General features: G+C 29.3%; 9 protein-coding genes. 6 read left to right on the top strand and 3 right to left on the bottom strand.

From position 1 onward, the window contains the following. Positions 1-122: 122 nt before the first annotated feature. From I6U51_RS16880 to I6U51_RS16870, 3 genes are all read left to right on the top strand, one after another. Positions 123-923: a formate/nitrite transporter family protein gene (locus tag I6U51_RS16880; RefSeq protein ID WP_211143740.1), complete on the top strand. Its 801-nt coding sequence runs from the start codon at positions 123-125 to the stop codon at positions 921-923. 206 nt (positions 924-1129) lie between these two features. Beyond that, positions 1130-1978 (top strand): histidinol-phosphatase HisJ family protein, encoded by an 849-nt coding sequence (locus tag I6U51_RS16875; RefSeq protein ID WP_211143739.1) that lies wholly within the window; start codon positions 1130-1132, stop codon positions 1976-1978. A gap of 214 nt (positions 1979-2192) precedes the next feature. Beyond that, a complete protein-coding gene (locus tag I6U51_RS16870) occupies positions 2193-2576 on the top strand; it encodes a RidA family protein (protein WP_211143738.1) in 384 nt (127 codons plus the stop codon). Between the two features lie 128 nt (positions 2577-2704). Here I6U51_RS16870 and I6U51_RS16865 read toward each other — a convergent pair whose 3' ends face one another. Further along, the gene (locus I6U51_RS16865; protein WP_211143737.1) at positions 2705-3724 is read right to left on the bottom strand and encodes a C40 family peptidase; all 1020 of its coding nucleotides are present in this window, start codon (positions 3722-3724) and stop codon (positions 2705-2707) included. Between the two features lie 249 nt (positions 3725-3973). Here I6U51_RS16865 and I6U51_RS16860 point away from each other — a divergent pair, with 249 nt between their 5' ends. Further along, positions 3974-5218, top strand: a complete 1245-nt coding sequence (locus I6U51_RS16860) for a glycosyltransferase family 4 protein (protein ID WP_211143736.1) — start codon at positions 3974-3976, stop codon at positions 5216-5218. Positions 5219-5246: 28 nt separating this feature from the next. On the opposite strand, the gene I6U51_RS16855 is transcribed toward I6U51_RS16860, so the two are convergent. Next, entirely contained in the window at positions 5247-5924 is a 678-nt protein-coding gene (locus tag I6U51_RS16855; RefSeq protein WP_211143735.1) for a PHP domain-containing protein, read from the bottom strand. Positions 5925-6204: 280 nt separating this feature from the next. On the opposite strand from I6U51_RS16855, the gene I6U51_RS16850 reads away from it, so the two are divergent. Next, on the top strand, positions 6205-10392 hold the full coding sequence (locus I6U51_RS16850) for a DUF445 family protein (RefSeq protein WP_211143734.1): 4188 nt from the start codon (positions 6205-6207) through the stop codon (positions 10390-10392). A gap of 157 nt (positions 10393-10549) precedes the next feature. After that, positions 10550-10873 (top strand): putative heavy metal-binding protein, encoded by a 324-nt coding sequence (locus I6U51_RS16845; protein ID WP_211143733.1) that lies wholly within the window; start codon positions 10550-10552, stop codon positions 10871-10873. A 140-nt stretch (positions 10874-11013) separates the two neighbouring features. Here I6U51_RS16845 and I6U51_RS16840 read toward each other — a convergent pair whose 3' ends face one another. Beyond that, positions 11014-12726 (bottom strand): methyl-accepting chemotaxis protein, encoded by a 1713-nt coding sequence (locus tag I6U51_RS16840; protein ID WP_211143732.1) that lies wholly within the window; start codon positions 12724-12726, stop codon positions 11014-11016. Positions 12727-12816: the final 90 nt, after the last annotated feature.

Raw genomic sequence — 12816 nt, 5'->3', positions numbered from 1 at the left:
AATTGACAAATGTCGAAATATGATGTTAATATAGGTAAGTGTATTTTTATAATGTGATTTTTTAATCACATTATTTTTTTATTTTAATTATATAATACATAAATCGGAAAGGATGAATAACTTTGTACATTGAAGAAATTAGTAAGTTAAGCGATGCAGCAATAAAAAAGGACAAGCTTTTTAAAAAGGGTAAGATGAAGTACGTAGTTTCCTCAGCTCTAGCGGGGATGTATATTGGTTTAGCAATTATATTTATTTATACAATAGGAGGAATGTTATACGCAGCGCACTCACCTGCAGCAAAAATTGTTATGGGGGCTTCCTTTGGAGTAGGACTAAGTTTAGTGCTTGCCTGTGGCTCAGACCTATTTACAGGCAATACCTTAATTATGCCATTGGGAGTTTTAGAGAAAAAAGTAAACTGGAAATCAGTATGGAATATATGTGCTACTAGCTACATTGGGAATTTTATTGGATCTGTGATAATTGCAGCTATCTTTGTAGGATCCGGTCTTGCACAGGGAGATACTGCTGAGTTTATATTAAAGGGAGCTGCAGGAAAAATGGCTCCAAACTTCATGCAATTATTTTTTAGAGGAATAATGTGTAATATTTTAGTTTGTCTTGCAGTATGGGCTTATTATAAATTAAAAGATGAAACAGCAAAACTTATAATGATCTTTTGGTGTTTATATGCATTTATAAGCTCTGGTTTTGAACACTGTGTAGCTAATATGACATTGCTTACAATTGCATTAATGATACCACATAAGGCGAATATTTCAGTAGGAGCATATGTTCATAATTTAACTGCTGTAACGCTAGGAAACATAGTGGGAGGAGCAATTTTTATAGGACTTGCCTACTGGTATATATCCAAAGAAAAAGATGATAGTAAAGAGAGTAATAAATCTGCAGCTTAAGAGTATATAAATTATTAAAAAAATGGTGACAGCAATGATGTTTAGCTGTCACCATTTTTTACTTAGCAAGCAAATATATTAACATTAAAACACAATTATTAAAATTATATAGTCTTAATACACAATTTACAATAATATAACAGGAACTAAATGTATTAATGCTAAGATATAGGTGAATCAGGATATTTAAATAAGGGAGGCAAAAAATGAATTATTTATATGATTATCATATTCACACTACCTATTCAACTGATGGTAATAATACTATTCTTGAAGTATGTAAAAGTGCAGTAGAAAAGGGATTAAAAGAAATTGCTATAACAGATCATTTTGAGCCAACAAGGAGAAATGAAAATTACTCTGAATATAAACCCAATGAATATAAATTAGAAATAGAAAAAATAAGAGAGATATTTAATGGAAAACTTAAAATAAAAATGGGCATAGAACTTGGTCAACCACAGCATTTTTTAAATAGTTCTAAGTCGATAGTTAACTCAATGCCCTATGATTATGTTATCGGCTCTGCTCATAAGCTTTCAGATGACACAGACTTTAGCGAATTTGATTATAAAAATGTGCCTCTAGAAAATGCCTGTAGTGCTTATATTAATGAGTTAAAACAGCTTGTAAGCCAAGCTGATTTCGATTGTGTAGGTCATATAGATTTAATAAAAAGATATAGTACAGACTGCTATAAAAGAAGAGTTTCTTTGCTTACACAGCAAGAATTGTTAAAAGAAGTTTTTAATATTCTTATTTTACAAGGGAAAGGTATTGAGATAAATACCTCAGGACTAAGACAGTCGCCAAAGGAAACAATGCCAGGAATAGACGTATTGAAGCTTTATCGTGAATTAGGTGGTGAGATACTGACTATAGGTTCAGATTCACATTATGCACAGGATGTAGCTAAAGGATTAGATATAGCTATAGAAAACGCAAGAGAAGCAGGGTTTAAGTACCTAACCATATTTACTAATAGAGTTCCAGAATTTATTAAGATAAGCTATAAAAATGATTTTTACTACATGGATAACAGAAAAATTATATAAAGTACAAAGTCAGAAGTCTTGAGGATTATAGATATCTAGTTTGAATGTATCTATATGTATTTAAGACTTCTTTATTAATAGATGCTATTTGTTTTTACACAATATATATTATGTGTAATAATATGGTTGAAAATTTAACATGCTTATTTTATACTAAAATAGATACATAACGAAGAGTTTAATTCTATATTTGAAGTTTGAAAGGAGTTTTACTATGACAAGGAAAGCTTTTAGTGCTGAAGGTGCTGTTGCCGTTGGACCTTATTCACATGCTGTTGAATCTGGTGAACATGTATATTTTTCTGGACAAACCCCTATAAATCCTGAAACCGGAAAGCTTGTAGAAGGAGATATTTCTGCACAAACTGAACAGTGTTTTAAAAATTTGTTTAATGTTTTAAAAGCTGCTGGTTTGACACCAGATGAGGTTGTAAAAGTAAATGTATTCCTAACTGACATGAATAATTTTGCAGAGATGAATAAAGTATATTCTACAAAATTTTCTACGCCATACCCTGCTAGGACTACAATTGGGGTGGCCTCATTACCTCTTGGAGCTCAAGTGGAAGTTGAAATGGTTGCTCGAAGACAAAAATAATCGTAAAGATCGAAAGTTAATCTATAGGACCGAATATGCTTCCAAGCTTTAGTCCGTTAAAAACTTTTAGTTAGTCTAAAGCTTGGAAACATGTTACTTTGTATAAATTAACTTTCTAGTTACTTTTCTTATAGCGGCATAACTCTTCTAGCTGTTAAGTAATCACTTCTGTTTAATGGTGAAATTTTGATGAAATCTCCTGTATGTGGTGCATGGATATATGCTCCGAAGCCTATGTACATACCTACATGATGCGGATCTTGCTTTGTACCAAAGAAAACTAAATCACCAGGCTTTAGCTTATCTAATGATACCTCAGTTCCATCCTTTATTTGATCATAAGTAGTCCTTCCGATATGCACTCCAAAATGTTCATATACATATTGAACGAAACCAGAGCAATCAAAACCAGGCTTTGGAGAGGTTCCTCCCCATACATAAGGAGTTCCTAAAAAATCAGAAGCATAGGCTATAATATTATCAGAAGTCAAAGTAGATTTCTCATTTGCAAAAGCGGCCACAGATGAGTTCTGTTTAATATTTTCGATATATTTAAGCGCATCTGCTACTAGAGCTGGATCATCGGAGTATCCGGCAGCTTCAAATAAAAGTTTCTTTTGCTCCTCTTTATTTTTATTTAACTGAGCTAACTCTTTTTCGTTATCTGCTTTTAATGATGCTAATACTTTATTTTTAGCGATTAAAGTTTCTTTTTTGCTGCTCATTAAGTCTTTTTTATTCTTATACTTATTAATAATACTTGCATCTAAATCTACTATTCTTTTAACTGCATCCGAGTTCGAAAGTAAATCTTTAGCGTCTTTAGATTTAAGTAATGTATGTAAATAGCTGTCAAAACCATTTATATACATTGCTCTTATTCTATTATTGAATAAATTTTTTTCTTTGTTTAGATCATTTTCAACATCTTTAAGTTCTTTTTCTGTAACTTTAATGTCATTTTCAGTAGCTAATATCTCTTTGTTGTTATCATCAATTTTTTTCATTACAGTTTCTATACTATTATCTAACTTTTCAATATTTATTTGTATATTTTCAATATTTTTCATTGGTTCAGCATAAACAGTGCCAGTAATTAATAGTGATATTGTTAAAGTTAGAATAGACTTCTTCAAGAAAGAATTCAATTATATCACTCCTAAAAGGTATATATATTGTTAAGTTTTTACAGGATATATTATATCATTAAGTTTGGATAAAGAAATGAATATATTGTAAATAAAAAGTTAATAATTCAATGATTTAACTGACATAGAGCTAAGTAATAAGGGAAAAATTGGCGAAATTTGCTTTACAGAAATGTTAATGTATTGTAGTATTTAGTCAAAAGAAGAAAGATGTTTATCTGAAGTAAGTTTAACTTTATGGAGGGTTTGATGAAAAAGATATTAAATATAATAGCACAAAGACCAGATAGAACAGGAAGCGGAGTATATCTGCAGGCTCTTGTTAAAGAAGGTGATGAAAAACAATATAGACAGGCTGTAATTGCAGGAATATCAGATAAGGATAGTAAAATTTGTTTTAATACAAAAATAGATGTTAAATTTTATCAAGTAGTATTTGATACAAAAGAATTACCTTTTCATATTGTTGGAATGAGCGATGTAATGCCTTATGAAAGTACTAGATATAGGGATTTATCCTTTGATATGTTTGAAAGATGGAAAAATGCTTTTTCAAAGGTTATAAAGAGAGCTGTTGATGAGTTTGAACCGGATATAATAATATGCCATCACTTATGGCTATTGACTTCACTGGTTGCAGAAATGTATCCAGATAAAAATATATTAGCCTTTTGTCACGGGACAGATTTAAGACAGCTGGAATGCTTTAAATATATAAATAGTGAATTTTCTAGAGGAGTAATTAAATATGTTACAGAGAGCTGCAGCAATTTAAAGAAGATTGTTACATCTCATAACAGTGAAAAAGAGCTGGTAAAAAAGCAATATGGTATAAGTGAAAATAATATAAAAATTGCAGGGACAGGCTTTAACCCGGATGTTTTTTACATGTATGAAAATAAGTCTCATTCCGATAAGATAAAAATAGTTTATGCAGGAAAGCTGAGTTATTCAAAAGGAGTACCTTCTTTAATTAATTCTATAAAATTATTAGAAGATCAATATTCCAATATTGAACTCTATCTTGCAGGTTCAGGAGCGGGAATTGAGGCATCAGATATAATCAATATGTGTAAAAATTATTATGGCAATGCTAGCATACACATATTAGGGGCGATAACACAAAAAGAATTAGCAGAGTTATTTAGACAATGTGATATATTAGTTCTTCCTTCCTTCTATGAAGGTTTACCATTGGTATTAATAGAAGCTATGGCTTGTGGATTAAAAGTAGTTTCAACAGATTTGTCTGGAGCAAGAGAATGGATGGGCAGTGCTATAAATAACAGTGGAATTATTGAATATGTGACTCTTCCGAGATTAAAAGATATAGATATTCCTTTTAATGAAGATCTACCACAGTTTGAAAAGAATTTGAGTATATCAATAAGGAAACAAATAGAAAATGAATTGATAATCAGTGAGAAGCTTAAAGAATCTATAAATAAAAAGTCATGGAAAAGTGCTTTTGAAGATATAGAAAAGCTTTTTTAAATAGGAGCCTATTAGGCTCCTACAATGCTTAAATGGCTTTATACATATCATAAGGTAAGTTGTTAATGACTTTATTGTAAATATCTATATGTTTAAATCCATTATCCTGACGTATGGCAGGACATACGTTTCCTTCTTTTATTGCATTTATAAGATCTATTTCATCTCTTATTCCATCAGGAAATACAGTAGCATATGTTCCTATCTTTTCAATAACATGTGCATCGCTAGAGCCTATACAGGTCAGGTTAAGCTCAGTGGCTAGAGAATAGGCATATAAGTTTTGATGTGGGTCTGTACTTCCGTTAAAAGCTTCAACTCCATATAAACCCAATTCTTTTGCTTCTCTTATATAATTACCAAAGCCTCTATTGTTGTTTCTATATGGATGAGCACTTATGGCAACGCCATTGTGTGCATGAACCAATTTCAATAAATCTTTAGCATGCATCATTTCTTTAGGCCAGTCCTTTAAGCCAAACACTAACACATCTCCCTCAAAGGTTAGTATTTCAGCTCCTACTAATATTAAAAAACCTGTAGATCTTGATAGAGCATGTGCCTCTTCCATAATCTCGTTACTTTCATGGTCTGTTATGCATACACCATCTAGTCCTATTTCTTTTGCTCTTTTTATTATATCATTTAAGGATATTTCACTATCTAAAGAATATTTGCTTTCATGAATATGAGTATCAATTAACATATAGACCTCCAAATAGTAAGATTATTGGTATATATAATATCATAGTATCATTTTATTAGTATAGTTGGTGAATTATTAAATAAATTTATAGAAAACAAGACAACTATAAATTTTACTTATTTAGCAAAGTTAAAATCTAGAAAATCACTAAATAAGTTAATTAAGACTATGTATGCGTTGACAAGATAAAGCAAGTGTAATATTATAACAGTGAATAAACTTCACCAGGTACTATTAAGGTGAAGCTTTTTTGATGAAGATATAATATAAGGAGGACCTTATGCAGTTAGATTTAATAAAAGAAGTTTTAACTGGTTCCATAACAGGGTATATAACAAATGCAATAGCTATCAAAATGATATTTAGGGAATATGGAATTGGTAAATTTAAATTAGGCGGAGTAATAGTAAAAACTAAGGATGAATTTATAAATAATATAAGTTCATTAGTGGAAAGAGATATAATTAATAATCAGACTTTAAGCAGTGAGTTATCAAAGGAATCCTTTAAAGAAAGTATCAAAGATTTTGTGGATGACTTACTAAGCGTACATATTTATCAAAATGCATCTAACATCACATTAGGAGAATTAAATGGTTTCGATTCAACAATGAATAATGCTAAAGAACTTGTGCAGAGTTCAGCTAATAAAAACTTAAACGGTGTTTTCGATAAGATGCTAGAGAGTATAAGTTTTAAAGATATATTAAGTGAAAAACAAATTCAACATATAAGTGGACAATTATATAATTGTATTTTAAGGGTATTAGATAGTGAGGATTTTATAGAGAAGACTCTAAAGGAATTTTATGAAGAAAATAAATCAATAAGTTTTAGTGAGTTCTTCGGACAAAAACTATTAGAAATTATAAGCAGCAATGTTGAAGATAATATTAAAAATTTTCATATAGACTTAAAAGAGAATTTTGATAAAGATATAGATAAGATTTTTGAAAATACTCTTGAAACACTAGAGGTTCATAAAATTTTAAGTTCATTAGAAGAAAAGTTATTAGAAAAAAGAATAATAGATTTTATTAATAATAAAGACAATATTAATTTATCTAAAAGTTTAATAAATAAAATTAAAGGGTTTATAGAATCTAATGAAGGAAAAAGATTAATAAATAACTTTAGCAAAGAATTACATAATCTTTTGAAAAATATTGATAAGCCTGTGTTAGAGTTGCTTTCCGATGATTTAAAAGACAACTTTGAGGAGTTTTTCAAGGATAAGTTACAATATGCAGTAAAAGAAATAATATTATGGATAGAAAAAAACAAGAGTGATATAGAGAGACTAATAGAAAAATCAATAGATGATACTATAGATTCCATTGACGATGGAATGAAAAAGAATGTTTTAAATTTAGTTAGAGATAAGTTCTTAAATGATGTGGCTAATAAATTTGATATAGTATCAAAAATTACTGAATATCTGGAGAATAATGCAGATATAGATTCTATAAGTAGAGATGTTACATCAATAATAATTACTTATCTTAAGGAAGAAAAAGTATCAGATATAATATTAAAATTAGAAAAAAATAAGATATTCGCAGAAGAAAGTTTTGGGAATTTTATAAATTATAATCTTGCCAACTACATTGACTATATACCAGAAGATTATTTCTGTGGACTCTTAAACATAAAAATGAAAGATATCTTCAGCTTAGATTTGGTCAATATCTTTGAAAAGCATGTTAAAAAATCAATAACTAGTACTTTAAAATATAAATATATATACACAGAAAAAGTTACTAAAACTATAACTGCAGAGGTTACTAAAAGGTTAAAAGATATTAACAATATAAGTTTTGAAAAACTTATAAGCGAAGAAACTTTATCTTCTAACTATACTAACATTAAAAAAACAGTTATAGGGAAAATGCAGGATAATAAAAGTACTATAATAGATTTGCTTTCTGATGAACTAAAAAAGTCTATTTATTCTCTTAATTTGTATAGTGGATTAAATGATGAGCTTAAAAATACTTTATTAGATGAAGTTGTAAAAGAGGTATCAAATAAAGCAGAAAAAAGTTTAGAAAACTGTAGAGATATGAATTTAAAAATATTATGTGATGAAATAAATGATATAGAAGATGTTAATGACAATTTATCAAATTCTATAGTTTTAATACTGAAAAACAATCTGCAGTATATATTAAATGGCAATATAAAAAAGGCTGTATCCACTAACTTACATGATTTAAAAGATGAAGAACTTCAATTGATGATTGAAGAATTCATGGGTAAAGAAATGAAGCCAATTACTGTAATTGGTGCAATGCTTGGAGCTGTAATTGGTATAGGTATGTATTTCTTTGACACCTCAGTTACACAGTATAATTATTTAACAGCTACACTTATAAGTATAGTAGTCTATGGATTTGTAGGTTGGCTTACTAACGTTCAGGCACTAGCAATGCTTTTCAAACCTTATAATGAAAAAAGACTATTTGGAATTAAAATTCCATTTACACCGGGAGTTATAGTAAGTAGAAAGCCTAAGTTTGCAAAATCTATGAGTACTTTCGTAGATGAAGAGCTTTTGAAAAAAAGCAGCATGGAAGAGCTATTTAATAAAAATAAGGATGCTATTCATAATTCACTGAAAGAACTAATCTCAAAGGATAACTATAAGATAGTAGTAGATTTTTTAGATAGCCATTCATATGTTATTAGTGATAAAGCTTTTGAATATATTAAAAAGCTAATTGAAAGAAATAAAAGTAGCATATCTGATTCTCTGACTAATAAGGCTGATAATTTGGATATTGCTAATATAGATTTTTCTGAAATTGAAAAACAATTAAAGGAAAAGGTATTATCTAAAATAGGAAACTCTAATATGAAGATATATGATGGGTTAGAGAGTATTTTTAGATACGATAAAGAGATTTCAAGAATAATTCCAGAGCAGTTTAGAAAGTCTTTTGAGCAACAGCTGACTAACAAAGTTGAAGAAGAAATAGATAAGTTATTATCATATACGAACAGAGATGATAAAAGAAATGAGTTATTGATGATGCTCTCATATAAGTACGAAAATGTAATCAATAATTCAGTTAATGAAATGATTAGTCCAGAAAATGTTATCAAGTGGAAAAGTTATTTTGGAAAATTAATAAGTGATAAAGTTAGTTCAAAAGAAACACGAACTAAAATTTTAAATTGGATAGAAAGCATTACGTCAAAAGAGCTCAATCCTAATAGAAAAATAGGAGAGTTATTTGGTGGAGCTTTAACAAACATAATAGAAAGTAATTTTAGCTATATAATGGATAACACAGTAAAAGCTATTGTAAGTGGATTAAGCAATAACAGGCAGGTTATTTCAGAAGTTGCCATTACTACAACAAAGGAAAGTTTAAACTTTTTTGAACTAATGGGATACAACATGCTTGGTGGAGATAAAATAGTAGCTTCTGTTGTTGATGATCTTGTAAATGATAAATTCCCCGCCTTCATTGAATCTAAAAAAGGGGAGCTTAACGAACTATTAGGTAGTTTTATTGACAATAAGATTTACAATGGTACTGTTGGAAACTTAAATATAGGACTTCAACATAAAGAAGTTTTAGAAGTTATTAATAATTTTATTGATGAAAATGACTTTAGATTAAATGATAAAATTATTAAAATTACAGACAGTATGTTTAATTGGATAACTGATATTAAATTAAGAGAATACTTAAGCGTTTTATCTATTAATAAAATTGAAGATATAATAGAAGTTTTTGAAGAAGAATTAAACTTTATTTCCGGGGAATTAAAAGATAATATTGTTGAAAAAAAGCAAAAGCTAACAAATGAATATGCAAAGCTTACCTATAAAATTTTAGAAGAGTTAGTATTATCAATAAAAGTTAATGGGCTTGTAAAAGGAATAGATAATGAATATGTTGAGGACATATCCTATAAGATATGTACAACAATTTCAAATAGCAACTCTATGAAAGATAGCATTGCACAGTTTATACAGAAATTATCTAATGTGTTAAAACAAAAGAAAAGTAGTGAATTATTAGATCTAAGGGAGTTTAATGTATGCGCATTAAATGTATTAGAAGATATACTGCAGAATAAAGAATTAGATGCAGAAATAAGAAATACAGTACAGAACATAATAAATGATATTATAGGGAATGATTTAAATATTATTGATGCTTCTACAAAGGATAATCTATCTCAAATAGTAATTAACTCAATTTTAGATAGTGCTTCACAGAATTTTTCTAAGATTATAAGTACTATTGACTTTAGAGGAATTACAGAGCAGCAGATTAATTATATGGAGCCTAGAGAAATTGAAGAATTGTTTAACTCCTTTGCTAAAAAGTATTTTAATAAGTTGAAGTTATATGGATTATGGGGAGCAGTCTTTGGCATCCACTGGATTGTAGGACTTATTACCTGTGTTCTATATGCAACTAGTGCGGCAAAAGAAAAGATAAAAAATTAGAATAAACTAATAAGTGCTTTTGTAAAGGTTATTTAATAACTTATATTGTGATATTAAAATTAATTAAATATAATATATTATACTTGACGATAATATTTTAGATATGGTATTATTGTCTTAGAAAAAATTGCATATTTATATTATGGGAGGGTAAATTATGATAGTTACAACAACACCGCAAATTGAGGGAAAGAAAATAGTAGAGTATAAGGGAGTAGTTTTTGGAGAGGTTATTTCAGGGATAAACTTTGTTAAAGATTTTATGGCTGGAATAAGAGATTTAGTTGGTGGAAGATCTCAAACCTATGAAGACGAGTTAATTAATGCAAGAGATAATGCTATAGAGGAAATGAAAAGAAGAGCGCAATCCATGGGAGCTAATGCTGTAGTTGGAGTAGATGTTGACTATGAAGTTCTTGGTCAAGGCGGCGGAATGCTTATGGTAACAGTATCTGGAACAGCTGTAGTAATCGAATATTAACATTTAATTACTACATAGGTCTTATTTTTAAAAAAAATTAGCTATAACTACTGAGAAAAATAGAAGTATTATAAAGCAAACACTATCAGCTTATCTAGATTTAATAAGCTGATAGTGTTTATTTTAATTTTTATATAAATCTATATTTTAAATTTCTCAACTAATTGAAGTAATTTATCGGATACTTCTTTTTGGCTCATAGCAGAATTAGACACCTCTAACATCGCATTAGTTACTTTGTTAAGATTATTTATTATATCACTAGAGCCTTCTGAGGATCTTTGTGAGACACTAGATACATTTTGTATTGCTTCAGATATCTGAGTAATTGTTGCGTCTATTTCTTCTGACATAGATGCAAGCTCCTGAGACATACCATTTACAAAATCAGCGTCACTACTGTATTGTGTTCCTATAGATACAAATGTACTAAATTCAGGAACAACCTTAGAGTTCATGAACTTTAGAATCTCGCTGCTGTTTTCAGAAAGATTATCAAAGGCATTTTGAATTTTAGAAATAGTATTATGAATTGTTGATACAGCTTGAGAAGACTGTTCAGCCAATTTTCTGACCTCTTCAGCAACCACTGCAAATCCTTTTCCTTGTTCGCCAGCACGGGCTGCTTCTATTGCAGCATTTAATGCCAATAAATTTGTTTGAGACGCAATACCGGCTATAACATCAGCCATAACTTTAATTTCACTAACTACTTTACCTTCCTCAATAGATTTAATTATATTGAGTTGTTTTTCATCATACATATTATTTATATTTTCAATGGCGCTCTGGGCATTCTTATGAACGTTAGAAGCTCGAACTTTAAATTCACTTGCATTAGTACTTCCATCCGTTGCTTTTTGTGCCAGTTCTCCTATACTGGAGTTTACTTCTTCTATTGACGCACTGATTTCCTCAGTTGCTGCGTTAGACTCTTGGGTTATGCTGCCTATTTTTTGTGCTGAGTCGTCTATAATTGTTAGACCATGTGCAATTTCTTTTGTTGCTTTGGAAAGTTCATTGCTGGATTCATTTATAACCGATGAATTTTCTATTATATCTTTTATTAACCTGCGAACATTTTCCTGAGCACTAGATAAGGCAGAAATGGTTTGGCCGAATTCATCTTTTCTCGAAACTTTCCATTCAGTGGAGAAATCATAGTTAGAAATACTCTCAGCATATATTTTTATTTTTGATAGTGGTTTTGTTATGTCCATAGTTACAATAAGACCTAAAAGTATTGAGAGTCCTATACCTGCAATCATAATTATAAGTATTAAAGTATTTGAACCAACAAATACTGAGTGATTATTAGCATTAGCAGCGTTAGCACTGTCTAAGTTATCCTTAATCAAGTTGTCCATTTGAGCCATCAAGGTATCAGTTACTTTAGAAATATCTTGATATGGTACTAGGATTTCAGAATACTTTTCTTCATTGATAAGCTTAAGCAAATTTTCACACTTGGATCCATAATCTTGAAATTCTTGCTTAAACTTTCCGTAGATCTCTTTTTCCTTATCAGACATATAAATACTTTCATATTTTTTCAGGTAATCATTATTTTCAATTTCAATTTTCTTAATGCTATCTTCTAATTGCTGCTTTTTAGAAGAATCTTTAACAAAAATTAGTGCTTGAATGTCCATTTGAACTTCTGCTAAGTTTTCTTTTAAATCAGTCATAATATAAACGGATTGAAGGTTATTATTATACATTTCCTCTGAATTTTTTGCGGTTTTGCTTAGACCGCTCATACCTATTATTCCAACAATGCAAATAAGTATTGCTACGATTAAAAAGGTACAAATAAGCTTAGTTTTTACTTTAAAATTCTCTATTAAATGCATTAAAAAGTTTCCTCCTTTTCAAAATGGTATTTATTACCCAGAAATATATGATATGATATTGCCTTATGAAAAGCAATAGAATTAATATTA

Source organism: Clostridium aciditolerans, assembly GCF_016316925.1.
GTDB lineage: Bacteria > Bacillota > Clostridia > Clostridiales > Clostridiaceae > Clostridium_AM > Clostridium_AM aciditolerans.
The sequence above is the reverse complement of the archived record's forward strand: the minus strand, read 5'-3'. Positions and strand labels throughout refer to the sequence as shown.